This window comes from Streptomyces sp. NPDC101181, from assembly GCF_044767975.1.
Lineage (GTDB): Bacteria > Actinomycetota > Actinomycetes > Streptomycetales > Streptomycetaceae > Streptomyces.
Genome location: NZ_JBIWOX010000010.1, coordinates 197,878 through 222,276, shown reverse-complemented (window position 1 = coordinate 222,276; position 24,399 = coordinate 197,878). Strand labels below are relative to the sequence as shown.

General features: G+C 73.1%; 20 protein-coding genes. 4 read left to right on the top strand and 16 right to left on the bottom strand.

The features are described from left to right. Positions 1 to 15: 15 nt before the first annotated feature. Complete coding sequence (locus ACIRRU_RS17470) at positions 16 to 1,506, bottom strand: PLP-dependent aminotransferase family protein (protein ID WP_403681177.1); 1,491 nt, start codon at positions 1,504 to 1,506, stop codon at positions 16 to 18. Between ACIRRU_RS17470 and ACIRRU_RS17465 the strand changes: the two genes are divergently transcribed. Beyond that, positions 1,505 to 2,551, top strand: a complete 1,047-nt coding sequence (locus tag ACIRRU_RS17465) for a DMT family transporter (RefSeq protein WP_403681175.1) — start codon at positions 1,505 to 1,507, stop codon at positions 2,549 to 2,551. The two genes, ACIRRU_RS17470 and ACIRRU_RS17465, sit on opposite strands and share 2 nt — an antisense overlap. Here ACIRRU_RS17465 and ACIRRU_RS17460 read toward each other — a convergent pair. Next, positions 2,500 to 3,747: a glycoside hydrolase family 10 protein gene (locus ACIRRU_RS17460; protein ID WP_403681172.1), complete on the bottom strand. Its 1,248-nt coding sequence runs from the start codon at positions 3,745 to 3,747 to the stop codon at positions 2,500 to 2,502. The two genes, ACIRRU_RS17465 and ACIRRU_RS17460, sit on opposite strands and share 52 nt — an antisense overlap. 243 nt (positions 3,748 to 3,990) lie before the next feature. On the opposite strand from ACIRRU_RS17460, the gene ACIRRU_RS17455 reads away from it, so the two are divergent. Next, entirely contained in the window at positions 3,991 to 4,848 is an 858-nt protein-coding gene (locus ACIRRU_RS17455; RefSeq protein WP_403681170.1) for a 3-hydroxybutyryl-CoA dehydrogenase, read from the top strand. 110 nt (positions 4,849 to 4,958) lie between these two features. Here ACIRRU_RS17455 and ACIRRU_RS17450 read toward each other — a convergent pair whose 3' ends face one another. Continuing rightward, entirely contained in the window at positions 4,959 to 5,333 is a 375-nt protein-coding gene (locus ACIRRU_RS17450; RefSeq protein WP_403681169.1) for a hypothetical protein, read from the bottom strand. Positions 5,334 to 5,771: 438 nt separating this feature from the next. Here ACIRRU_RS17450 and ACIRRU_RS17445 point away from each other — a divergent pair, with 438 nt between their 5' ends. Beyond that, the gene (locus tag ACIRRU_RS17445; RefSeq protein ID WP_403681166.1) at positions 5,772 to 9,128 is read left to right on the top strand and encodes an RHS repeat-associated core domain-containing protein; all 3,357 of its coding nucleotides are present in this window, start codon (positions 5,772 to 5,774) and stop codon (positions 9,126 to 9,128) included. Between the two features lie 488 nt (positions 9,129 to 9,616). On the opposite strand, the gene ACIRRU_RS17440 is transcribed toward ACIRRU_RS17445, so the two are convergent. The 9 genes from ACIRRU_RS17440 to infC form a co-directional block, all read right to left on the bottom strand. Then, a complete protein-coding gene (locus tag ACIRRU_RS17440; protein ID WP_403681164.1) occupies positions 9,617 to 10,144 on the bottom strand; it encodes an NUDIX domain-containing protein in 528 nt (175 codons plus the stop codon). 86 nt (positions 10,145 to 10,230) lie between these two features. Next, entirely contained in the window at positions 10,231 to 11,577 is a 1,347-nt protein-coding gene (locus tag ACIRRU_RS17435) for a transcriptional regulator (RefSeq protein ID WP_403681162.1), read from the bottom strand. 422 nt (positions 11,578 to 11,999) lie between these two features. Continuing rightward, the gene (gene pheT, locus ACIRRU_RS17430) at positions 12,000 to 14,552 is read right to left on the bottom strand and encodes a phenylalanine--tRNA ligase subunit beta (protein ID WP_403681160.1); all 2,553 of its coding nucleotides are present in this window, start codon (positions 14,550 to 14,552) and stop codon (positions 12,000 to 12,002) included. Beyond that, entirely contained in the window at positions 14,552 to 15,691 is a 1,140-nt protein-coding gene (gene pheS, locus ACIRRU_RS17425; RefSeq protein ID WP_363202380.1) for a phenylalanine--tRNA ligase subunit alpha, read from the bottom strand. Before pheS ends, pheT begins: the two co-directional genes overlap by 1 nt. A gap of 165 nt (positions 15,692 to 15,856) precedes the next feature. Further along, positions 15,857 to 17,008 carry an ATP-binding protein gene (locus tag ACIRRU_RS17420; protein WP_403681158.1) on the bottom strand — a complete coding sequence of 384 codons (1,152 nt, stop codon included), beginning with the start codon at positions 17,006 to 17,008 and terminating at the stop codon, positions 15,857 to 15,859. A gap of 166 nt (positions 17,009 to 17,174) precedes the next feature. Further along, the gene (locus ACIRRU_RS17415; protein WP_403681155.1) at positions 17,175 to 18,020 is read right to left on the bottom strand and encodes a TrmH family RNA methyltransferase; all 846 of its coding nucleotides are present in this window, start codon (positions 18,018 to 18,020) and stop codon (positions 17,175 to 17,177) included. A 141-nt stretch (positions 18,021 to 18,161) separates the two neighbouring features. Further along, positions 18,162 to 18,545: a 50S ribosomal protein L20 gene (rplT, locus tag ACIRRU_RS17410; RefSeq protein WP_005319596.1), complete on the bottom strand. Its 384-nt coding sequence runs from the start codon at positions 18,543 to 18,545 to the stop codon at positions 18,162 to 18,164. Between the two features lie 108 nt (positions 18,546 to 18,653). Next, positions 18,654 to 18,848 carry a 50S ribosomal protein L35 gene (rpmI, locus tag ACIRRU_RS17405; protein ID WP_019762413.1) on the bottom strand — a complete coding sequence of 65 codons (195 nt, stop codon included), beginning with the start codon at positions 18,846 to 18,848 and terminating at the stop codon, positions 18,654 to 18,656. 120 nt (positions 18,849 to 18,968) lie between these two features. After that, positions 18,969 to 19,607 carry a translation initiation factor IF-3 gene (infC, locus tag ACIRRU_RS17400; protein WP_403681257.1) on the bottom strand — a complete coding sequence of 213 codons (639 nt, stop codon included), beginning with the start codon at positions 19,605 to 19,607 and terminating at the stop codon, positions 18,969 to 18,971. 389 nt (positions 19,608 to 19,996) lie between these two features. Here infC and ACIRRU_RS17395 point away from each other — a divergent pair, with 389 nt between their 5' ends. Next, complete coding sequence (locus ACIRRU_RS17395) at positions 19,997 to 20,359, top strand: DUF1844 domain-containing protein (RefSeq protein WP_363202377.1); 363 nt, start codon at positions 19,997 to 19,999, stop codon at positions 20,357 to 20,359. 88 nt (positions 20,360 to 20,447) lie between these two features. Here the strand turns inward: ACIRRU_RS17395 and ACIRRU_RS17390 are convergent, their stop codons facing one another. The 4 genes from ACIRRU_RS17390 to ACIRRU_RS17375 form a co-directional block, all read right to left on the bottom strand. Beyond that, entirely contained in the window at positions 20,448 to 21,161 is a 714-nt protein-coding gene (locus tag ACIRRU_RS17390; protein WP_403681153.1) for an MIP family channel protein, read from the bottom strand. 108 nt (positions 21,162 to 21,269) lie between these two features. Beyond that, positions 21,270 to 21,998, bottom strand: a complete 729-nt coding sequence (locus tag ACIRRU_RS17385; protein ID WP_403681150.1) for an SseB family protein — start codon at positions 21,996 to 21,998, stop codon at positions 21,270 to 21,272. Positions 21,999 to 22,059: 61 nt separating this feature from the next. After that, the gene (mycP, locus tag ACIRRU_RS17380; protein ID WP_403681147.1) at positions 22,060 to 23,241 is read right to left on the bottom strand and encodes a type VII secretion-associated serine protease mycosin; all 1,182 of its coding nucleotides are present in this window, start codon (positions 23,239 to 23,241) and stop codon (positions 22,060 to 22,062) included. Further along, positions 23,238 to 24,245 carry a hypothetical protein gene (locus tag ACIRRU_RS17375; RefSeq protein WP_403681145.1) on the bottom strand — a complete coding sequence of 336 codons (1,008 nt, stop codon included), beginning with the start codon at positions 24,243 to 24,245 and terminating at the stop codon, positions 23,238 to 23,240. Before ACIRRU_RS17375 ends, mycP begins: the two co-directional genes overlap by 4 nt. Between the last annotated feature and the right edge of the window lie 154 nt (positions 24,246 to 24,399).

The window sequence follows — 24,399 nt, the reverse complement described above, 5'->3', positions numbered from 1 at the left end:
TCGCGTACCGTGCCGTCACTCCGCGGGAGCCCCGTCGCCCGCGGCCGGGGCCGCCGGTCCCGTCAACGACCCGTAGGCGGTACGGAGGCGGCGGACGCCCTCCGCGATCTCGGCCGCCCCGGAGACCGCGGCGAAGCTCAGGCGGACGTGTCCGGCCGGGGGCTCGGCGCAGAAGTAGGGGCGGCCGGGGGCGATGGCGACCGAGGCGCGCAGCGCGGCCGAGACGACGGCGGGTTCGTCGGCGCCCGCGCCCGCCCCGCCGTCCGGCAGCCGGAGCCAGAGGCTGCCGCCGCCCGCCGGGAGGTGCGGCAGGGTGAGCGCGGGCAGTTCGCTGCTGAGGGCGGCGGCCATGGCGGTACGGCGGTGGCCCAGCTCCCGGGAGACGGCGGCCAGGTGGCGGGCCCAGGACGGGGAGCCGACCAGTTCCAGCGCGGCCTCCTGGAGCGGCCGGGGCACGAAGAAGCTGTCGACGACCTGGATGGCGCGCAGCCGCTCCAGCACCGGGCCCCGGGCAGCCAGCGCGCCGACCCGCAGGCTGGGCGAGGTGACCTTGGTGAGCGAGCAGACGTGCACGACGACGCCGTCCGGGTCGTCGGCGGCCAGCGGCGCGGGCAGCGGCCCCGCGTCGTCGTGGACGAGCCGCCGGGCGAAGTCGTCCTCGACGACGAACGCCCCCGCCGCCCGCGCGATCGCCAGGACCTCCGGGCGCCGGGCGGCCGAGAGGATGGCGCCCGTGGGGTTCTGGAAGAGCGGCTGGGTGACGAGGACCCGGGCGCCGGTGGCCCGGAAGGCGTCGGCGAGCAGCTCCGGGCGGATCCCGTCGGCGTCCATCGGGACGGGTACGGGGCGCAGCCCGGTGGCGCGGGCGGCGGCGAGCATCCCGGGGTAGGTGGGCGACTCCACGAGGACCGGGGCGCCGGGCGGGGCGAGCGCGCGCAGGGCGGTGGCCAGGGCGCTCTGGCCGCCCGCGGTGATCAGGACGTCGCTGCCGGAGACGGCGGGGCCGATCTCGCGGGCGAACCAGGACCGCAGTTCGGGCAGTCCGTCCGTCGGGGGGCGGCCCCAGGCCCCCGGCCGGCGGCCCGCCCGCGCCAGGGCGGCCGACAGCGCCCGTTCCGGCTGGAGGCCGGGGTGGAGGTAGCCGCCGTTGAACTCGATGACACCGGGAGGCGGTGCGGCGAGGGTGACCAGGACCCCGGAGGCGTCGACCGTACGCGGCACCGCCTCGGGCCCGCCGTCGCCGCTCAGCGACACCTCCTGCCAGGACGTGTCGCCCGGGGCGGACAGTCCGGCCCGGGGCCGGGCCCGGAAGGCGCCGGAGCCGGGGCGGGTGACGACGAGCCCCTCGGCGGCGAGCTGGGCGATGGCGCGGGAGACGGTGACGGGGCTGACCCGGAACCGCTCGACGAGGACCCGGCTCGACGGCAGCTTTCCACCGGGAGAGTAGCGGTGGAGCTCGGCCCGTAGGAAAGTGACCAGTTCGGTGACGCTGCTACGCTCCTGCATGAGAGCAGAGAATAGCGCTACCCCCTCGTCCTCGATAGCGGTCACGTCCCCGGGAGCGGGGGCAACCGCAGGACCGGCCACCTCCGGTGCCGCCCCGGGTGCCGCCCGCGCCTCCGCGCCGCCGACCGGTCGGGGCGGCACGGTGCTCGCCGCGCTCGGCGTCGTCGCGTTCTCGCTCACCTTCCCGGGTACCGCGTGGGGGCTGGAGAGCTTCGGTCCGTGGTCCCTGGTCGCCCTGCGCAGCGTGCTCGCCGCCGTGATCGCGGGCGGTTTCCTGCTGGCGGGCCGCATCCCGCCGCCCGGGCGCCGACACTGGGCCGGGCTCGCGGTGGTGGCGGGCGGTGTGGTGGTGGGCTTCCCGCTGCTGACGACGCTGGCCCTGGAGACCTCCACCACCTCGCACGCGGCCGTCGTCGTGGGCCTGTTGCCGCTGACCACGGCCGTCCTGGGCTCCCTGCGCACCGGCGAACGGCCGTCGCGGACGTTCTGGGCGGCGGCCCTCGCCGGGGCCGCCGTGGTGATCGGCTTCACGGTGTGGCAGAGCGGCGGGACCCTGACCACGGGCGACCTGTATCTGTTCGGCGCGCTGCTGGTGTGCGCGGCCGGGTACACCGAGGGCGGACGGCTGGCACGGGTGATGCCGGGCTGGCAGGTGGTCGGCTGGGCGCTGGTGCTGTGTCTGCCGCTCGCGGTGGCGGGCAGCGTGATGGCCCTGTCCCTGGAGCCCGTCCGCCCGAGCGCCCACGGGGTTCTCGGCCTGGTCTGGGTGGCCGCGGGCTCCACCTTTCTGGGGCTGTACGTCTGGTACCGGGGCATGGCCGCCATCGGCGTCGCCCGCGCCAGCCAGCTCCAGCTCGCCCAGCCGCTGCTGACGCTTGTGTGGTCCTTCTTCCTGCTGGGCGAGGAGGTGTCGGCGGCGGCTCCGGTGGCGGCGGTGGCCGTTCTCCTCTGCATCGCCGCCACCCAACGGGCGGGCCGCGGCCGCGGCCGGTTTCAGCGACCCTCGCGGCCGTGTGCCGGATACAGCCGGACCCGGTCCGTGTAGTGGTCGCTCACCACGCGCCGCATCGCGCCGATCCGGTCGGCCCGCACGCTCTTGCCGGAGAAGAAGACGTGCCCGCCCACCTCCGCGTGGTCCTTGGCGAGAGTGAGGTGGCGGGAGAGCTCGGCCGGGTCCTGCCAGGCCTCGGCCTGGGCCGGGTCGCCCGCCTTGTACAGCGCCTCCCCGACGTACAGGTCGACGCCCGTCCCCCGCACGGTCCCGCTCCACCAGGCCAGCACCTCGGCGTAGTCGGCGGCGGTCTGGCCGATGTGCCAGTAGATCTGCGGGCAGATGTAGTCGATCCACCCCTCCTTGACCCACTTGCGGGTGTCGGCGTGCAGGTCGTCGTAGGTCTCCACACCCGCCCGGGTGTCCGAACCCAGCGGGTCGGTCTCCTTGTTGCGCCAGACCGCGAAGGGGCTGATGCCGAACCGGACGTCCGGCTTGACCGCCCGGATCCGTTCCCCCGTCTCGCGCACGAGCCGGTCGATGTTGTCGCGCCGCCAAGCCGCCCGGTCGGCGAAGTCTCCGCCGTACCGCTCGAAGGCCGCGTCGTCGTCGAAGCTCTGCCCGGCCACCGGATACGGGTAGAAGTAGTCGTCCCAGTGCACCGCGTCGATGTCGTAGCGGCGCACCGCGTCCAGCATCGCGTCCTGGACGAAGCGGCGGACCTCCGGGAGCCCGGGGTTGTAGTAGAGCTTCCCGCCGTACGGCACGACCCAGTCGGGGTGCTTGCGGGCCGGGTGGGAGGCGATCAGGCGGGACGGGTCGGTGTGGTTCGCCACGCGGTACGGGTTGAACCAGGCGTGCAGCTCCAGGCTCCGGTCGTGCGCCGCGCGCACCGCCGTGCCGAGCGGATCCCAGCCCGGGTCCTTGCCCTGGGTGCCGGTGAGGCAGTCGGCCCACGGCTCGTGCGGCGAGGGCCACAGGGCGTCGGCGGTCGGCCGGACCTGGAGCACCGCCGTGTTGAGCCGCAGCTCGACCGCCCGGTCCAGGTAGGCGAGCAGTTCGGCCTCCTGCTGCGCCGCGGTGAGACCGGGCTTCGACGGCCAGTCGATGTTGGCGACGGTGGCGATCCACATGCCCCGCACCTCCCCCGCCGCCTCCGGGAGCCCGCCGCCCCGCCGCCACCTCGCCGGGGAGGCGACCGCGTCACCGGCCGTGGTCATCGCCGCCAGCAGTCCGGCCGCGCTCAGCACGAAAGCCCTTCTCGCCAGTCCCGTACGCCGCATGGTGCTTCGCCTCTCTCCGCCGCTGTCTCCGCCGACCGCACCGCGCTTCGACAGCGGTGCGTAACGGCATCATGCCCATCCGTAGCCGCAATGACCCGCAAGCCGCCCGCGTCGGCGCGCGGAGTAACGTCGGGGAGTCGAGGCGGGCACCGGAATCACACGGGACCCTGCGATACGGAGAACGGCGAAAGGCACGAGGTGACGGACTCTATGGCCGACATTGCACGCGTCGGAGTGGTCGGCTGTGGCCAGATGGGCGCGGGTATCGCGGAGGTCTGCGCACGCAGCGGCCTGGAGGTGAAGGTCGCCGAGACCACCGGCGAGGCCCTAGAGATCGGTCGCACCCGTCTGCACAACTCGCTCTCGAAGGCCGCCGAGCGGGGCAAGATCACCGCGGAGGAGCGGGACGAGACCCTCGGCCGGCTGAGCTTCACCACCGACCTCGGTGAGTTCGCCGACCGCGACCTCGTCATCGAGGCCGTCGTGGAGAACGAGCAGGTCAAGACCGAGATCTTCCAGGTGCTCGACCAGGTGGTGGTCCGGCAGGACGCGATCCTGGCGTCCAACACCTCCTCGATCCCGCTGGTGAAGCTGGCCGTCGCCACCTCGCGCCCGGACCGGGTCATCGGCATCCACTTCTTCAACCCGGCCCCGGTGCAGAAGCTCGTCGAGCTGATCCCGGCGCTGACCACGTCGGACGAGACGATCCAGCGTGCCGAGTCCGTGGTGCGCGACGTGCTGGGCAAGCACGCGATCCGCGCGCAGGACCGGTCCGGGTTCGTGGTGAACGCCCTGCTGATCCCGTATCTCCTCTCGGCGATCCGGATGTTCGAGTCGGGCATCGCCAGCCGCGAGGACATCGACAACGGGATGGAGATGGGCTGCGCCCACCCGATGGGCCCGCTGAAGCTGGCGGACCTGATCGGCCTGGACACCGTGGCCTCGGTCGCGGACTCGATGTACATGGAGTACAAGGAGCCGTTGTACGCCGCTCCCCCGCTGCTCCAGCGCATGGTCGACGCGGGCCGCCTCGGCCGGAAGACGGGCTCGGGCTTCTACCCCTACTGACCGTCGCGCGAGCGGGCCCGGCATTCACCTCTCCGGGCCCGCCGGGGTCTCACCGCCCGCCGCCCGCACACCGGGACGACGGCCGGGAGCGGATTTCCCTCAAGAGGAATTCAGCATTCACCACGCCAGGTCGCTTTGGTGAAGACGACTCCGCCGAGGAAATCCGCCTTGTATTCGCCGGGACCCGGGTTGTAGTGGAAGCACTTCTCGTGGGTGCGGCCGCCGTAGGTCCAGGTGAGCTGGATGTGGTCCTCGTTGGGAAACGGAATCCCGTTGTTGAAGAATGATTTCCCGCTGACGCTGCCCGTCCAGTTGTTCGGGGTGCGTACCAGAACGGTGCCGGTCTGGCCTTCTCCCGCGTAGATGCAGAAATTCTCTTTCGGGCAGCCGGACGGATCGGGCTCCGCCGAAGCGGTCGGAGCCAGGGCCAGAGTGGTGGCGACGGACAGGGCGATGGCCAGCGGGGCCAGGGTGCGGATACGCATGGAGCCAACTCCTCGATGAGGGTGTGCGGAGAGTGGAAAGCCGACCGCGCGAACGGGACTGACAGGCCATCAGTAAGGTGCGGCGGGTACCCGGGCGTGGTTCGGAGAAACGCGGTTCGTCCAGCGGTGATCCCCCCGGAGTCCGGCGACGACAACATTTGTACCGGTTAACGAGAAAGGAGGCCCATATTCCGGGGATGTGATCCGGCCAATCCGACCGTCACCCCGGGTTCGCGTCGGGGCACGTCGGCCACGTGGCCGGATCCCGGAAGGCGGTGCGGCCCATGTGGCGCTTTGGCTCATTCGAGCCGACAACCTTTCGTGCTTCACGGAAAAGAGACGCTGTTCTCCCACTCGCTGTGCCACCTTGACGGCGGCAACAACGCAGCCTTGCGGCACCGCGGACGATCTCCCGGCCGCCGCGACAAGGGGGAACGCATGACCAGCACACTCGGCCTGTTCAGACCTCGGCGGCCACGCCGCCCCGGAGCCCGTGGAGCGGCGGCGGCCGCCCTGCTCGCACTCGCCCTCACCGCCGCACCGGCGCCCGCGCTGGCCGCGCCGTCGGCGCCGAGCGCACCGGACGCTCCCGCCGGCAGCCACTGGGGGGACAACGGCCGGGCGCGGCCCCCGGCGGTCGTCACCGGTTCCAACCGGCCACCGCAGAGCGTCTCCTCCCGCCCGCCCTCCGCCGGTCAGCGCGCCTGGCAGCAGCGGGAGGACCAGCGGCTCCGGCGGGGCGAGCGGGCGCCGCTGGACCGCGCGGCGGCCGCTGCCGCGCCTGCCGGTCAGGGCGACGTGCCCTGGCACCGGATCACCGACTTCCGTATCACCGACGCGCTGGTCGGCCGGATCGACCACTCGACCGGCAACCTGATGCTGGCCGCGACCGACGCCGAGATCGCCGGAGCGGGACAGTCGCTGACCCTGACCCGCACCTACAACTCGCTCGACGCGCCCTCCGGGCAGGTCAGCCGCCCGTGGTGGCTGGGGTACGAGCGGTCGCTCGATCTGAGCGCGGCCGACGCGGTGACCCACTTCGACGACACCGGGGCCGGGCTCCGCTTCGTCCGTGCCGCGGACGGCGCCCTCACCACCCCGACCGGCTACTCCGTCGACCTCCGCAAGAGCGCCGACGGCACCCACACCCTCACCGACCGGGCGAGCGGCACCAGCGACACCTACGACGCCCAGGGCCGGCTGACCCAGGTCACCGACCGCAACGGCGGGGTGATCACGGTGTCCGGACACCGCAGCGGCAGCGGCGCGCCGGAGGGCTTCAAGCTGACCGAGACCCGCTCGGGCCGGTGGATCGACCTGACCCGTTCCAGCGCGACCCGGTGGCAGGCGACCGACAACGGCGGCCGCACCACGGGGTACGAACTCGACGGCCAGGGCAACCTCGTCCGCACCACCGACACCTCCGGCGCCACGACCGGGTTCGCGTACGACACGGACGGCCGGGTCACCCGCGTCACCTCACCCGGGGGCCGCTCCACCGCGTTCACCTATGACGCGGCCGACCGGATCACCTCGCTCCGCCGCTACGGCGCCGGGGACCCCGCGACCGGTCCCACCCACACCTACGCCTACAGCGCTCCCGGCGCCCTGGACGCGGGCAGCACCAAGGTGACCGACCCGCTCGGGCACACCACCACCTACGAGCACAACGCCGAGGGCGAAGTGACCCGGGTCACCGACGGCCTGGGGCACCAGCGGTCCACCGCCTACCAGGGCCACCTGGTGCAGACCGCGACCGACGCCATGGGCACCGGTGGCGGGGGCGGCGGCGGGAACGTCACCGTCTACGGCTGGGACGCCCGCAACAACCCGGTGTCGACGAAGCTGCCGACCGGGGCGACCGCTGGCGGCTCCTGGCAGACCGTCGCGGGCACCGAAGTGCCCAGCACCTCCACCGGAGCGGACGGGCAGAAGACCGACTACGCCTACGACACCGCGGGCAACACCCTCTCGGTCACCACGACGGGCACCGGCGGCGGCAAGCGCACCTTCACCTACAACCCGGCCACCGCCGACTGCGGCGGGTTCCGGGGCCAGCGCTGCTCGGCCACCGACGCCAACGGGCAGCGTACGAACTTCCGCTACGACAGCGCCGGGAACCTGGAACGCGCCACCCCGCCGGCCCCGCTGGGAGCGACCGGCTACACCTATGACGCGCTCGGCCGCGTGGCCAGCGTCACCGACGGCCGCGGTGTGAAGGTCGTCTACGGCTACGACCGGCGCGACCGCGTCGTCTCCGTCACCTCCTCCAACACCCCGACGGTCACCTACGACTACGACGGGGACGGCAACCTGACCGCCCGTACCGACGCCACCGGCTCCCAGTCCTACCGGTTCGACGCCCTGAACCGGGAGACCGTCCGCAGGCTCCAGGACGGGTCGGAGACCGTGCTGGCGTACACCGCGGACGGCAACGTCAGCACCTACACCGATCCCGGCGGGACGACCCGCTACGCCTGGGACGCGGCCGACCGGCTGACATCGCTGACCGGCCCCGACGGCAAGCGGACCACCTACGACTACGACAACAACGACCGGCGCACCAGGACCACCTATCCCGGTGGGACGGTCCAGCTCCAGGAACTCGACGCCTCGGGACGGCCCACCCGGGTCCGAGCCGCGGCGCCCTCCGGCATCGTCATCAGCAGCCTCACCTACACCTACGGCTACACCGCGGGCGGCCAGAACAAGGACGGCGTCAAGATCCGCTCCCGCAACGACGACCTGACCAGGACGAGGACCGACTACAGCTACGACGGCACGGGCCGCCTCACCCTGGCCGAGGAGAGCCACCCCTCGGGAACCAAGAAGTCCTGGCAGAGCTGCTTCGACCCGGCGGGCAACCTCACCTCGCGCGGCACCTCGCCCGGCTGCCCCGGCTCCACCCTCTACGGCTACGACGCGGCGTCGCAGCTCGTCGCCACCAACGGCGTCACCACGGGCTGGTCCTACGACAAGGCGGGCAACGAGACGGCGGGCGCCCCCGCCGGCACCCCCGCCCGGTCGGCCGAGCGGTACACCGCGCACGGGCAGCTCTCGTCCCTGCGGGTCGAGAACACCGTGCACGACGCCCAGTACGCCAGTACCGACAACAGCGAACGCACCCGGCTGGGAGCCATCGCCTTCCACAACGGCCCGCTGGGCCTCTCCGGCCAGACGCAGGGGGGCAAGGACACCGAGTTCGTCCGGGAGCCGGGCGGCACCCTGAACTCCGTCACCACGGGCGGCAAGAGCCACTATTACCTGAGTGACGCCATCGGCTCGGTCATCGGCCTCGTGGACGAGACCGGCAACATGGTCAACACCTACGCCTACACCCCCCAGGGCGAGTCCAGGGAGGGCACGGCCGAACGCGTCGGCCAGCCCTACCGGTTCGCCGCGGGCTACCTCGACCCGACCGGGCTGTACCACCTGGAGGCCCGCTACTACGACCCCGCCACCGGGCGCTTCACCCAGCCCGACCCCTCGGGACAGGAGGTCAACCCCTACCTCTACGCGGAGGGCGACCCGCTCAACCGCATCGACCCGGGCGGACTGAGCGTGCTGGGAGCCGTGGTCGGTGCCGCGGCCGGCACCATCGCGAGTGCCGCTCTGGACGGAGTCGTCGGCCCAGTCCTCGGAGGCGCAGCCGCTGGCTGCGTCTCCGGGGTGATCACAGCAGCCATCGACAACTCCTCGAAGGGCCAGGCATGCGCCGAAGGCGCGGCAGGAGGAGCGGTCAGCGCCGGCCTCGGCGGTGTGATCAAAGCAGCGAAGGCCGTCAAGTCCTCCTGACCCGCTCCTCAGGCCTGAAAGTCCGAGAGCGATGCCAGACACAGCGGGGTGGTCCGGAGGCTCGCGCGCTCCGTACCTCCCCGCTGTGCGGCCGACTCCGAAGGGAGAGCAGATGAAACGGAAGGGCCGTGGCCGACTGGCCGTCCTTCTCCTCGCCATCCTCGCTCTGGGGGTCGTCTGCCTGCCTGCCGTGATGTGGGCTCAGAGCTCCCTTCCCCCTGCAGGTCGCGTGGCCGTCTCCGCCGTGCTGTTTTCCCTTCTGGCCGCGACGATCCTCGTCGGTGGAAAATGGGTGAACCATGGACGCGGGCGGCAGACTCGGCGCTGAGGCTGGATTCCCTCCGCCTGAGCGCCGTTCCGGCGGAAGGGCGGAGCAGACCGCCTCCCAGGGGTAAGGAGAGCGGGCCACGGCGTTCTCCCCGTCCACCTGAGCACCCCGTATCCGAAAGGAGCCGGTTCCGGATCTTCCGGGACCGGCTCCCGCGCGTTCAGAGCCGCAGGTGGTGGAGCATCAGCAGCGCGGCCGCCATGTTCGCGGCGGGCACCTCGCCGCGGGCGATCATGTCCGGGACCACCTTGAGCGGTACCCACTCGCGCCGGGAGGACTCGAAGGCGTCCGCGGGCGGCCCGGTCCAGTGCGCCTCGTCGGACCAGTAGAGGTGGTGCCGGGCGTCGGTGAGGCCGTTGGCGGGCTCGACGGTGAGCAGCGGGCGCAGCTCGCCGGGGCGCCAGCCGGTCTCCTCCTCCATCTCCCGGGCCGCGGCGGCGGCGATGTCCTCGCCGTCCTCGACGACCCCGGCGGCCAGCTCCCAGCCCCAGCTGTCGGTGATGAAGCGGTGGCGCCACAGCAGCAGCACCTCGTTCGCCTCATTGACGACGGTGGCCGCCGCGACGGGGCGCAGCCGGATGACGAAGTGGTCGAGGTGTCTGCCGTCGGGCAGCTCCACATCGGCCAGATTCACCCGGAACCAAGGATTCTGGTACACATTTTGTTCGCTTAAGTTCGTCCACTGCACGGTTCTGCCGCCTTTCGACATGTTGAGGTCAACATGCCAGCAGGGTCGGCGGTGGAGCGGAACGAACGGCGGGGCGGCCCCGGAGCTCACAGAGGCACGCGGAGCGCCCCGGCGATCAGACCGGCGGTCTCCACGGCGTCGGCGCAGCCGCTCTCCGCCAACTGGGCGCGGGCCTGCCGCAGCCGGTCGCGCAGCCGCTGGGACTCCATGCCCCGGGCCTTTATCGCCATTTCGGCGGCGGTACCGGCCGCCCGGTCCGGCTCGCCCTGGAGCAGTTCGATATGGCTGAGCATTGCCAGCCGGTGCACGCGCCCCCGGTCGTGCGCCGGGGCGCGCACCGCGGAGGCCGCGTGCTCCCGCGCCCCCGGCAGGTCCCCGATGCTGAGCAGGGCCTCCGCCACCTGGACGTCCACCAGGCCGGGCTGCACATACCCCGTCTCGTCCGGTTCGCGCCCCGCGCGGATGCGGCCCGCCTGGGTCTGGGCCCGGCCGATGCAGGCCCGCGCGCTCGCCGCGTCGCCGAGCCTGCCGTACGCCTTGGCCTGCATGGCGTGCAGATCGGCGGCGAGGGCCGGGGTGATGTGCGCCCCGGCGGCCCGCAGCGCCGCCTCGGCGAAGGCGATGGAGCGCCGGTAGTCGCCGAGGAACAGGGACTGGGTGACCAGCAGCGCGATCACGTAGCCGCCCAGTCCCCGGTCGCCACTGGACTTGGCGAGCCGCAGCGCCTGGTGGAAGTAGCGCTGGGCGAGCCCGTGGGCGTCGGAGTCGTAGGCGCAGATGCCCGCCACCGCGACCAGACCCGCTGTCGCCCGGTGCAGCCCCCGCCCCAGGGTGTCGTCGTGGCCGCCGCGCAGCAGCGGCGCGGCCTCGGCGTTGAGGAAGCGGACGATCCGGGACCTGGTCGCCACGCCCCCGGTCTTGCGGTACATCTGCTCGTAGTGGTCGCGGGCCGCCTTGAGCATCGCTATGTCGGCCTCGCTGACCCGGCCGGGCCCCGGCCGCGAGACGTCGGTGTCCTCCGGGGGGTTCTCCCACTCCCAGACCGGCATCACCGCCGTGGTGCCGGTGACGGCGGGCACCTGGGCCAGATGCGGGCGCTGCTCGTCCGAGCGCCACAGCGCGGTGGCCCGGTCGACGAACCCGGAGAGGGATGTGCCCTCGACGCCGGTTTCCGCGGTCGAGGCGGCCGCGGCGCCCATGCCGATGTCGTCGAGACCGACCGGCCGCCCCAGCCGCCCGCCCAGCACCTCGCAGATCAGGTCCGGCACCTGGCCGCGCGGGCGCTGGCCCTTCAGCCAGCGGGAGACCGCGGTGTGTTCGTACCGCAGGCTCAGACCCCGGTTCCGGCCCGCCCGGTTGACGTGACCGGCCAGGCCCGCCCGGGAAACCGCGGCCTCCTCGATCAGGGATTCGAGCAGGACATTGGGCTCCATCGTCCCCCCAGGTGCGTGTCGCGATCAGCCTAGTGGAGCACGATTCACACGGGGTGTGAACGGAATGCCCGAACCCTCCTGCTGTGCGCTCTGCCGTGCCGTGCCCGGTCTCGGTTGAATGGGCTCCCTCGCAAGAGGCGGCCGGGTCGTCGGCTCCCCCTCGTAACGGTTGACGACCCGTCCCGCGCCGTCCGCACTGCTGTCCTGCCCGACACTCCGAGGCAGCGCGGACGGCGTCAGGACCGCACGGCCCACTGCCCCGACGACGAAGGAGGGTGGCTGCGGAACAGCGGCACGGAACCGCGCTTCCTCCCGGTTCCCGCCCAGGTCCGCGTGTGGTCCCCCGCCGCTCGGCGGGACAGGGAGAAGGGGCGTGTCCGGTGGCCGGACACGCCCCTTCTCAGCGCCGTCGCGCCCGGTCCCTACGCCCCGCGCAGCACCGCGCCCGTCCGCTCGGCGGCCAGGGCCACCGCGCTGTCCCGGGCGGCCGATGCCTCCTCGACGGTCAGCGTGCGGTCGGCGGCGCGGAAACGCAGCGCGTACGCCAGGGACTTGTTGCCCGTACCGATCTGCTCGCCGGTGAAGACATCGAACAGCCGCAGCGATTCGAGGAGTTCACCCGCGCCCTCGGAGAGCGCCCGCTCCACGTCGGCGGCCGGGACGTCCCCGGCGACGACGAGCGCGACGTCCTGGGTCGCCACCGGGAAGGTGGAGATCCTCGGCGCCCGCAGCGCTCCGTCGACGGCCCGCTCCAGCACGTCCAGGCCGACCTCGGCGGCGCAGGTCCGCTCGGGCAGGTGGAGCGCCTTGACGACCCGCGGGTGCAGTTCGCCCGCGTGTCCGAAGAGGGTCTCCTCGCCGTTCACGGTGACGTACAGCGCGGCGCAGCGGCCCGGGTGCCACGGGGCGTACCGGCCGGCCCGGACGGTGACCTCGACCCCGGCCTCGGCCGCGATGGTCCGGGCGGCCTCGACCGCGTCCGCCCAGGTCGCCGGGGTGCCCTTGCCCCACCAACCGGCCTGCTCGCGGGCGCCGGCGAGGACGACGGCGGCGTGGCGCGGCTGGTGCGGCAGGGCCGCGTCCAGTTTGGCGATCTCCTCGTCGGTGGGGCGGCGGTCGACGGGCAGCCGGGCGGCGGGCGTCTCCTGGCCGGTCGACGGGGCCTCCCCTGCTCGAACGGAGCCGGGAGCGTGGGGCAGGAAGACCAGACCCGTCTCGAAGAGGGCCAGGTCGTGGCTGCCGCGGCCGTCGTTGCGGCGCAGCGCGCCGAGGAGACCCGGCAGCAGCGTGGTGCGCAGCGAGGGCTCCTCGTCGGAGAGCGGGTTGACCAGCCTGACCGTGCGGCGGCGCTCGTCGTCCGCCTCCAGCCGGAGCTGGTCCAGGACCGCGTCGCCGGTGAACGGGTAGTTCAGCGCCTCGACGTAACCGGCCCCGGCCAGTGCCCGGCCGATGCGGCGGTGCAGCCGCTGGCGGTCGGTGAGACCGCGGCCGGAGGGGGGCGTGGGCAGGGTGGAGGGCAGGTTCTCGTAGCCCTCCAGCCGGATGACCTCCTCGGCGAGGTCGTTCGGCTCGGCGAGGTCGGGCCGCCAGGACGGGACGGTGACGATCAGCTCGTCCTGCCCGTAGACGTCGCAGCCGACCTCCTGGAGGCGGCGGACGACGGTCTCCCGCCCGTACGCCACACCCGCGACCCTGTCCGGGTGGTCGGCGGGCATCGCGACGGTGCGCGGGGCGGAGGGGGTGGTGATCTCGGTGACCCCGGCCTCGGCGGTGCCGCCCGCCAGCAGGACCAGCAGGTCGACCGTGCGCTGCGCGGCAGCGGCGGCGGCCTGCGGGTCGACGCCGCGCTCGAAGCGCTTGGACGCCTCGGAGGACAGCTTGTGGCGGCGCGCGGTGCGGGCGATGGAGATCGCGTCGAAGTGCGCGGCCTCGATGACGACCTCGGTGGTGAGCGCGTGCTCGCCGTCCGCGTCGGCGATCTCGGTGTTGGCGCCGCCCATGACGCCCGCGAGGCCGATGGGCCCGCGGTCGTCGGTGATGACCAGGTCCTCGGCGTCCAGCACGCGCACGGTGCCGTCCAGGGTGGTGAGCTTCTCGCCCTGGGTGGCGCGGCGCACGCCGATCGGCCCGTCGACCCGGTTGCGGTCGTAGGCGTGCAGCGGCTGGCCCAGCTCCAGCATCACGTAGTTGGTGATGTCGACGGCCAGCGAGATCGGCCGCATCCCGGCCTTCTGGAGGCGGCGCTGCATCCAGATCGGGGAGCGGGCGTCGGGCTGGAGCCCGGTGACGGTGCGCGCGGTGAAGCGGTCGCAGCGGAGCGGGTCGGCGATCTGGACCGGGTAGCCGTACGCGTTCGGCGCGGGCACGTCCAGCAGCGCCGGGTCGCGCAGCGGCAGCCCGTAGGCGGTCGCCGTCTCGCGGGCGACCCCGCGCATCGAGAGGCAGTAGCCCCGGTCCGGGGTGACGGCGATGTCCAGGACCTCGTCGACGAGCTGGAGCAGCTCGATCGCGTCGGTGCCGGCCTCGTGCTCGGGCGGCAGCACGATGATGCCGTGCGTTCCGTCGTCGCCCATGCCGAGCTCGTCGGTGGAGCAGATCATGCCGTGCGAGGTCTTGCCGTACGTCTTGCGGGCGGCGATCGCGAAGTCGCCGGGCAGGACCGCGCCCGGGAGGACCACGACGACCTTGTCGCCGACCGCGAAGTTGCGGGCGCCGCAGACGATCTCCTGCGGTTCGCCGGTGCCGTTGGCGGTGCCGACGTCGACGGTGCAGAAGCGGATGGGCTTCTTGAACCCCTCCAGCTCCTCGATGGTCAGGACCTGCCCGACGACCAGGGGGCCCTTGAGGCCCGCGCCGATCTGCTCGACGGTCTCGACCTCCAGGCCGACGGAGACGAGCTTGGCCTGGACGTCACGGCCGGTCTCCGTCTCCGGCAGGTCGACGTACTCCCGCAGCCAGGAAAGCGGGACGCGCATCAGATCTCCATCCCGAACGGCCGGGTGAACCGGACGTCACCCTCGACCATGTCTCGCATGTCTTCGACGTTGTGGCGGAACATCAGCATCCGTTCGATGCCGAACCCGAAGGCGAATCCGCTGTACTTGCGGGGGTCGACGCCGCAGGCGGTGAGCACCTTGGGGTTGACCATGCCGCAGCCGCCCAGCTCGATCCAGCCCTCGCTGCCGCAGGTGCGGCAGGGGCGGTCGGGGTTGCCGACGGACTCGCCCCGGCAGACGTAGCAGACCATGTCCATCTCGGCGGACGGCTCGGTGAACGGGAAGAAGTTCGGCCGCAGCCGGGTCTTCATGTCCGGTCCGAAGAGCGCCTGGACCATGTGGTCCAGGGTGCCCTTGAGGTCGGCCATGGTCAGGCCCTCGTCGACGGCGAGCAGCTCGATCTGGTGGAAGACCGGGGTGTGCGTGGCGTCGAGCTCGTCGGTGCGGTAGACCCGGCCGGGGCAGACGACGTAGAGGGGGGGCTCGCGCTCCAGCAGCGAGCGGGCCTGGACGGGCGAGGTGTGCGTGCGCAGGACGACACCGGACTCGTCGCCCTCGGTGACCTTGCCGTCGGGCGTGGTGCCCTGGACGAAGAAGGTGTCCTGCATCTGCCGGGCCGGGTGGTCGGGCACGAAGTTCAGGGCGTCGAAGTTGAACCACTCCGCCTCCGCCTCGGGGCCCTCGGCGATCTCGTAGCCCATGGCCACGAAGACGTCCGCGACGCGCTCCATGAACGTCGTCAGCGGGTGGCGGGCGCCGGCCGGGACGCGGTCGTAGGGCAGCGTGACGTCCACGGCCTCCTCGACGAGCACCCGGGCGTCGCGCTCGGCCTCCAGCTCGGCCTGGCGGGCGGCCAGCGCCTTGGAGACGGCGCCGCGGGCCTGACCCACGCGCTTGCCCGCCTCGGCCTTGGCCTGCGGGGGCAGGGCGCCGATCTCGCGGTTGGCGAGGGACAGCGGCGAGGTGCCTCCGGTGTGCGCGGTCTTCGCCTGGGCGAGCGCGTCGAGGTCACCGGCGGCGGCGAAGGCGGCGAACGCCTCGTCCCGCAGGCGCTCGATCTCTTCCGGTTTCAGTGCCTCGACCTCGACTGGGTCGTACGACTTGTTCGGTGCCGACATCTCTTCCCGTGCTTCCGATTGGCTGGTGGCGCGACCCGGCTCGATGCCGCTGGACGCGAAGGTGCCAAAGGCCGAGTCTACGGGCCGCGGGACGGTCGGGGCGCCCGTGGGCCGCTCACACCCCCTGCCGCCCCCCGCCACCCTGCCCGATCGCCGCGCGAGGCTCTACTTCATATGGGCGGGCAGGCTCACGGGCAGGACGAACCGGAACTCGGCGCCGCCGCCGGGGCCCCGGTCGACGGTGATGGTGCCGCTGTGGGCCTCGACGATGCCCTTGACGATGTAGAGGCCCAGCCCCGTGCCGCCGCGCTTGCTGCCGCGCCAGAAGCGGGTGAAGACGCGGCTCATGGACTCCTCGGGGATGCCGGGGCCCTCGTCGCTGACGGTGACGGCCGTTCCCGTCTCGTCGTCGGCGCCCGGCGCGGGTGCCGGGGCGATCTCGATGGTGACGGTCCCCTCGCCGTGGCGCACCGCGTTCTCCAGGAGGTTGCCGAGGACCTGGTCGACCTTGTCGGGGTCGGCCCACAGGCCGGGCAGCGGCCCCTTGGCGCGGACCCGGAAGCGGTCGGGCGGCTGGCCGCCCGTGATCAGGCCCTGGATGTGGCGGGCGACGGCGGCGGGGATGTCGACGGGCTGGCGGCGCAGCTCCAGGCGGCCGGAGTCGATCCGGGAGATGTCGAGCAGTTCCGCGATGAGCCGGGTGACCCGTCCCGCGTCCGCGTCGACCGTTTCCAGCATCAGCCGTTTCTGGTCGTCGGTGAACCGCTCCCACTTGGCGAGCAGCGTGGCGGTGAACCCTTTGACCGAGGTCAGCGGGGAGCGCAGCTCGTGGGCGACGGTCGCGATCAGCTCGGCATGGCTGCGTTCGGTACGCCGCCGGGCCTCGGTGCCGCGCAGCGAGACCACCACCCGGCGCACCGGCCCGGCGGGCGTCCGGCGTACGTAGCGGGCGGAGACCAGGATCTCGCGGCCGCCGGGGAGCAGCAGATTGCGCTCGGGCTGGCCGGTGCGGATGGCGAGACCGCCGTACGGGTCGGTCAGCGGCCACCAGCGCTTGCCCTTGAGGTCCTCCAGCGGGAGGGCGGCGTCCAGGGGGCGGCCGAGGGCGGCCTCGCGGGGGGTGTCGGTGATGCGGGCGGCGGCGGCGTTGAAGCAGATCACGTGCCCGGTCTCGTCGGCGACGACCAGACCGTCGGGAAGGTCGTCGGGGTCGATGCCGAGGTCGTCCAAGCCGGTTCCCCCCGTGGCCGGATCGCCGCCCGCGGCGCGCACAGTGGTGGTGTGCGCCGGTCGCGGCGAGCTCATGCCGACAGTCATGTTCCCGTATCCCCACCTCTCGAACCGGTGCAGTGGGCGCCCGAGTTCGTCACCCTACTAGCCGTGGGTGAACGGGCGACACCCTGCGGAAGAGCGGACGGGGGCGCACGGGCGGGCGGGGCGCGGGATTGGCCGGGATCGTGCGCTGACGTGCCGTCGGACGCCCCTACGCGTCGGGGGTGTGCCGGGGGCGCTGGGCACGGGCGGAGGCGTAGAGGCAGACCGCGGCGGCGGTGGCGAGGTTGAGGCTCTCCGCCTTCCCGTGGATGGGGACGCGCACGACGGCGTCGGCGAGCGCCCGGGTCTCCTCGGGGAGCCCCCAGGCCTCGTTGCCGAAGACCCAGGCGGTGGGGGTGCCCATGGTGCCCGCGTCCAGTTCGTCGTCCAGGTCCTCGTCCCCGGCCCCGTCGGCCGCGAGGATGCGCACCCCGGTTTCCCGCAGGCTCCGCACGGCCTGCTCGACCGGGACGCCGACGGCGACGGGCAGGTGGAAGAGGGAGCCGACCGAGGCCCGTACGGACTTGGGGTTGTAGAGGTCGACGGAGGCGTCGGTGAGGACCACGGCGTCCGCGCCCGCCGCGTCGGCGCAGCGCAGTACCGTACCGGCGTTCCCGGGGTCGCGGACGTTGGCCAGAATCGCCACCAGGGTGGGCCGCGCGTCCAGGATCTCCTGGAACGGGGAGTCCAGGAAGCGGCAGACGCCGATCAGGCCCTGCGGGGTGACGGTCTGTGAGACGTCGGCGAGGACGTCGTCCCCGGCGAGGTGAACCCTGGCCCCCGCCGCGTGGGCCGCCGCGACGATGTCGGCGTACCGGTCGGCCGCCTCGGGGGTGGCGAACAGCTCGACCAGGGTCGGCTCGCCGTCGCCGCCCCGGTGGGCCGCGGCCTCGCGCACGGCCTGGGGCCCCTCGGCGATGAACCTGCGCTCCTTGCCGCGGAAGTTGCGGCGGGCCAGCCGGCGGGCGGCGGCGACGCGCGGGGAGCGCGGGGAGATCAGTTCGGGGGTGCCCATGATCGGCGGCGGGCCTCTCTGCTCTGCGTACGGCGGTGGGGGCCGCCCGGTCACGGCGGCGGGGTGCGGCGGCAACGCACCGGACCCGCAGACGGCGTGCGCCTGCGGGTCCGGTTCACATACCTGGAAGGTGGGCCTGGGTCAGGCGGCCTTCGGGGCGTTGACGTCGCTCGGGAGGGCCTTCTGGGCGACCTCGACGAGGGCGGCGAACGCGCCGGCGTCGTTGACCGCGAGCTCGGCCAGGATCTTGCGGTCCACCTCGATGTTGGCGGCCTTCAGACCCTGGATGAGGCGGTTGTACGTCATGCCGTTCTGGCGGGCAGCGGCGTTGATGCGCTGGATCCACAGCTGACGGAAGTCGCCCTTGCGCTTCTTGCGGTCGTTGTAGTTGTAGACCAGGGAGTGGGTGACCTGCTCCTTGGCCTTGCGGTACAGGCGCGACCGCTGACCGCGGTAGCCGCTGGCCTGCTCCAGGATCGCCCGGCGCTTCTTGTGGGCGTTGACTGCCCGCTTGACGCGTGCCACTTGTTAACTCCTTGTAGCGGGGCCGTGGGTGTCCTCACACGGCCCGGAAACGAATTGGTCCCGGTGTGATCGAGGTCGTGCCCCCGGAGAAGGTCCGGGGGCCGGGCCTCACTTGCCGAGAAGCTTCTTGATCTTCTTGGCGTCGGCCGGAGCCACGACGACCGTGCCGGTCAGCGAGCGGGTCTTCTTGGACGACTTGTGCTCCAGCAGGTGGCGCTTGCCCGCCCTCTCGCGGAGCACCTTTCCGGAGCCGGTGACCTTGAAGCGCTTGCTGGCACCGCTGTGCGTCTTGTTCTTCGGCATCGCGCCGTTCTCTCCTCGTCAGTGGCGCCCCTCACGGTGCGGGCACCGGACAGCAGGGGCGTCAGATCTCTATGGGGTTCCGGGGGGACCCGGGGCCGCCTGGGTGGCAGCCCCTTGAGGTCACGCCTCGGAAGGTGTCTCGGCCGGAGCCTCGGCGGTGTCGTCCTCGGACGGCGCGTCGGAGGAACCCTGACGCCCCGCCTTGCGGGCGGCCTGGGCCTCACGGGCCTCGGCCATGGCTTCGGTCTTCTTCTTGTGCGGGCCCAGAACCATGATCATGTTCCGGCCGTCCTGCTTCGGGTTGGACTCGATGAAGCCGAGGTCCTCGACGTCCGAAGCGAGACGCTGGAGCAGTCGGAAGCCCAGCTCGGGGCGGGACTGCTCACGACCACGGAACATGATCGTGATCTTGACCTTGTCACCCTGCTTGAGGAACCGGACGACGTGACCCTTCTTGGTGTCGTAGTCGTGCGGGTCGATCTTCGGCCGGAGCTTCATCTCCTTGATGACCGTGTGCGCCTGGTTCTTGCGCGCCTCACGGGCCTTCATGGCCGACTCGTACTTGAACTTCCCGTAGTCCATGAGCTTGCACACGGGCGGACGGGCTGTCGCCGCCACCTCGACCAGGTCGAGGTCGTACTCCTGTGCGAGCTCCAGGGCCTTGGCAAGCGGAACAATCCCGACCTGCTCGCCGCTGGGACCGACAAGTCGGACCTCGGGAACGCGAATCCGGTCGTTGATGCGGGGCTCGGCGCTGATGGATCCTCCTCGGTAGCACCACGCGACCGCCTGGCGGACAGCCGCGTATACGTTTTCTCACGTCAGGACCAACCGAACGGGAAGCACAAAAATGCCCCGGACGGGACACAAGGCGAGGCTCCAGGAACTACCGGAACACCGCCGCGGTCAACCGCGGGGCTCTCGGGCGGGCCCATCGTCCGTACGGAACCATGGTCTCCGCCTGACCGGTGACCCGCCGTCCGTCACGGACAGCCAGGTGGGAGATCGGAGCCTCCACTTGTGGGCCGGGCACACAGGTGTCCGGCCGGTCGTGATACCAGCCTACCGCACGATCCGCGGGACCCGCACCAGCAGGCCGTCGCCCTCCCGCGCGCGGGAGGGCGACGGCCTGCCCTTATCGTGTGGGCATGAGTGACGCGACCCCCAGCGGCGGGAACCCCGGCTTCGACGACATGACCCGCGACATCGCGGAGGTGCCCGCGGTCGAGGTGATCGTGACGGTCGCCGTCAACCTGATGAGCGCGGCCGCCGTGAAGCTCGGCCTCACGGAGGAGGGCGACCAGCACAAGGACCTCGACGAGGCCCGCAAGCTGGTCCACGCCCTGGCCGGGCTGCTGGACGCGAGCGCCACCGAGATCAGCACCTTCCACGCCTCGCCGCTGCGCGACGGCCTCAAGTCCCTCCAGCTCGCCTTCCGCGAGGCCTCCCTGGTGCCCGACGAGCCCGGCCAGGGCCCCGGCGAGAAGTACACCGGCCCGGTCTACGGCTAGCCCCCCGCCCGGTCCGCAGGTACGCGAGAGCCCGCCGTCCCCATGGAGCGGCGGGCTCTCGTGCGTCGTGCGCCGGAGTGGCGCGGCCTCAGACGGCGTCCTCGGTCTCCGCGGGCAGCACGTTGGGGTACGGGTGGGTCAGCCGGTGGGCGTAGGCGGCGATCGCTCCGCCGACGAGGGGCGCCACGATGAACAGCCAGAGCTGGGAGAGGGCGCCGCCACCCGCGAAGAGCGCCGGGCCCAGGCTGCGCGCCGGGTTGACCGAGGTGCCGGTGAGCGGGATACCGACCAGGTGGATCGCGGCGAGCGCCAGACCGATGGGCAGTCCGTCGAAGCCGGTGACCGCGACCCTGTGGGTCACCGCGAGGACGACGTAGACGAGCAGGAACGTCAGGACCACCTCGGCGAGGAACGCTCCGCCGATGTTGATGCCGACCGCCGACCGGTCGTCGTAGCCGTTGGTGCCGAACTCGCCGCTGGTCTCCAGCCCCGGGATCTGCTTGGCCAGCAGGAACAGCAGGGCCGCGCCGACGATCGCGCCGAGGAACTGGGCCACCCAGCGCTCCACGGCGGCACGGACGTCGATCCGGCCGGCCATCAGCATCCCCAGCGTCACCGCCGGGTTCACATGGCACCCGGAGATCGGACCGAGCGCGTAGGCGAGGGCGAGAAGGGTGAAGCCGAAGGTGAGGGCGATGCCCACCGTGCCGAGGTACTCGACGGCGACCACCGCGGACCCCACGGCGAAGAACACCAGGAGCAGGGTGCCGAGGAACTCTGACGCCACGATCCGCGTCTTCATGCAACCACCTCGCGAGCTAGGTCGATACGTCCGGGTGTGAACCGAATTTTCTCGACAATTCTCACGGGAGACGGTGCGCGGCGCTCGCCGAGGACGGCGGCGGAGCTCTCAGCGAGCGAACAAGGGCTCACCCGGAGTGTCCGTCCCGGCGGGCAGCAGGGCGAGGTCCAGGCCGCTCACCAGACGGGTGCGCAGCACCTCGCTCGCCGCCAGGGCGGTGGCGATCCGGCGGGCCGCCTCGGCGGGGACCGCGTCCGGGGCGAGGACGAGCGCGAGGGTGCCGTCGGCGCTGCCGGGCCCGAGATGGGCGCGGACGACGGCGGGGTCAGCGGCCACGGTCTCGCGTACGGCGGCGAGGACCGCGGGGTCCTGGAGCGGGTCGGTGCTGGTGCGGTTCTCGGCCAGCGCCAGGAGGGCTTGCCCGGACAGCTCGAAGGCGACGGGCCCCGCGAGGTCCAGCACGACGGTGTCGGCCTTCTCGTGGGCGGCGGCCTGGAGCGCCTGGTGCAGGGGTACGGCGACGGGGCGCGCCTCGGGGTCCCAGAGCGCGAGCGACGCGGTGGAGGTGAAGGCGGGGAGCGCGCGCCGGTCGCCCGCGTGGAGGGTGGGGACGGCCATGTCGCTGGTCTTCTCGCGCCGCAGCCCCCTCTCGTCCTCCTCGGTCTCGCCGAGGAGGACGACGACGGGGACCAAGAGCCGGGCGTCCCTGAGGGCCGTCAGGACGGGGCCGACGGCGCTCCGGTCCTGCGACCAGGCGGCCAGGGCGCTGGTCAGGGCGGGGGACGCCGAGCCGTCGTCGTCGGAGAAACCGGGGTCCGGAATGTTCTTGAGCTCCACGGGACGAGCGTAGTGCCTGGCATCCGGCGTCCGGCCCGCAGGCCGTCGACGTGCGTGGTCCTCAGCGGCGGCGAGGGGCGTTCCGGCCGCGCCACAGGACGACGGCGGCGGCCAGCAGCGCCGCGCCGAGTCCGCCCGCGAGCGGAGCGGCCCGGTGGACGCTGTCCGTCCCGGCGCGGGGCGGTGTGGGTCCCGCGCCGAAGTAGCGGCCGGTGTGTCCGGCCGGGGCCGCCTTGGCGTCCAGTCCGGCCCCGGGCAGCCGGGAGCCCGCCTCGATGGCCTCCGCCGGGTCGACGATGCCGTAGCCGCGGGCGTCGTCGCGGCCCTCGGCGGGGGCGTCGCGGGCGGTGTCGGCGAGCAGCTTCTTGATCTGGGCCGGATCGAGGCCGGGGTGGGCGGCGCGGACCAGGGCGACCGCACCGGAGACGGCGGCCGCGGCGGCCGAGGTGCCCCACTCGATGTAGTAGTGCCCGTCGGGGTTGGCGACCACGATGTCGACGCCGGGGGCGCTGACGGTGGCGTACCAGCGGCGGGTCGAGAACGCGGCGTGCGTGCCGTACTTGTCGACGGCGGCGACCGCGATCACCCCGGGGTAGGCGGCCGGGTAGGAGATCCGGTCGCCCTTCTCGCCGCCGTTGCCCGCCGAGGCGACCACGGGCACGCCCTTGGACAGGGCGTACTGGACGGCGGAGTCCTCGCCCGGGTCGGGGTGGGCGGACTCGCTGTCGTCGCCGAGGGAGAGGTTGATGACGTCGGCGCCGTTGTCGGCGGCCCAGCGGATGCCGTCGGCGAGCGCGGTGCCGCGGGACGAGCGGGCCTTGGCGCGGGCCGGGTCCTTGGACTCCAGGATCACCCGGACGGGCAGGACACGGGCCTCGGGGGCGATGCCGAGGACGCCGTCGGTGCGCCCGGGGCCGTTGCCGCGTCCGGCGATGATCCCGGCCATCGCGGTGCCGTGGAGGGCCCAGGCGGCGTCGCCGCGCGCGGCTCCGAAGCCGATGAGGTCCTTGCCGGGGAGCACCTGTCCGGTCAGGTCGGGGTGGGCGTCGTCGACGCCGGTGTCCAGGACGGCCACGGTGACGCCCTGCCCCCGGGTGGTCTCCCAGGCGCGGTCGGCGTGCAGGGCCGCCAGGGCCCACTGCTGGTCGCGGATGGCGTCCGCGTGGGCGGGGGCGGCGGGGGTGAGCACGAGGACGGCGGCGGCGCAGAGGGCGGCGGGGACGCGGTGGGGGCGTCGGGTCATCCGGGCTGCTCCGTGAGGTCGGCGACGGCTCTGCGCAGGCCCCGCTCCACCCGGTCCGCGACGCCCTTGGCCTCGTGGCCGAGCCCGGCCTGGGCGATGTCCGTGGTGGCGTCCGGCGCCATGGCCTCGGCGGCGGGCTGCGGGGCGGCGACGGTGCGCCCGTCCGCGAAGCCGGAGACGGCGAAGACGACGACGGGGATCTCGGTGAGCGGGTTCACCGTCCAGCTGGCGCGCTGCCCGTCGCCGAAGGAGGCCGCGGCGGTGCCCTCGGGGGCGTACGTCCGGGGCAGGAGGTCCTTGCGGGCGGTGAGCCGCTGCTCGGCGAAGCGGGTGCGCAGGGCCGCCATCGCCGGGGCGTCGGCCTCGGTGAAGACGAGGCCCACGGTGGTGTAGCCGGAGCGGGTCGCGTCGGTGTACGTGGCGCGCACCAGCCGTTCGCAGCCCACCGACCGCAGGGTGGTCAGCAGCAGCGGGTCGAGCCCGTCGCGGCAGGAGCTGTCGGCGGCGACGGCGATCCGCTCCCATGTGCGGTGCGTGCCGCCCGGTCCCGCGCCCCTGCCGTCGAGCGTGCGCGGGAAGAGCGTGTCGACGGGGACGCTGTGCCAGGCGGTCCGGCCGGTGGTGTACGGGGTGCGGGTGGTCTCGGCCGAGGAGTCCCCGGTCAGCCAGGCGCCGGTGACCGCCCCGCCGATCAGCCCGAGCCCGAGCACGGCGCAGGCGGCCGCGGCAACGGTCCTGCCCCGCCCCCCGGCCGGGACGGGCCGCAGCCGGGTGGTGGTCTCGGCGGGTGTCTCCGGGGAGCCGTAGGGGTACGGAGTGCCGGGCGGCGGGGGGCCTCCCGGGGCGGTGCCGGGGCCGGCGGCGCCGGCGGCCCCGGCCCGGGGCGCGGCAGGCGGGGCCGAGGGGCGCGGCGGGGGCGGGGGCGTCGGACGGGGCGGGCCGGGTGGGGGCGGAGGGGCCGCCGGGCGGGGCGGCACGGGGGCGCGTCGCGCTTCGGTACTCATCCGGCCCCCTGCGTACACGTTCTCGTACCGACCACGGATCACCGCCGCCGACAGGCCCGTTGGTGCTCGCGTGCCCGTCACTCTACGGGCTGTGGACCGGCGGCGGGGAACGGGACGCCGCAGCGGGCGGTGATCTGTCCCGATCGTCCCCCTA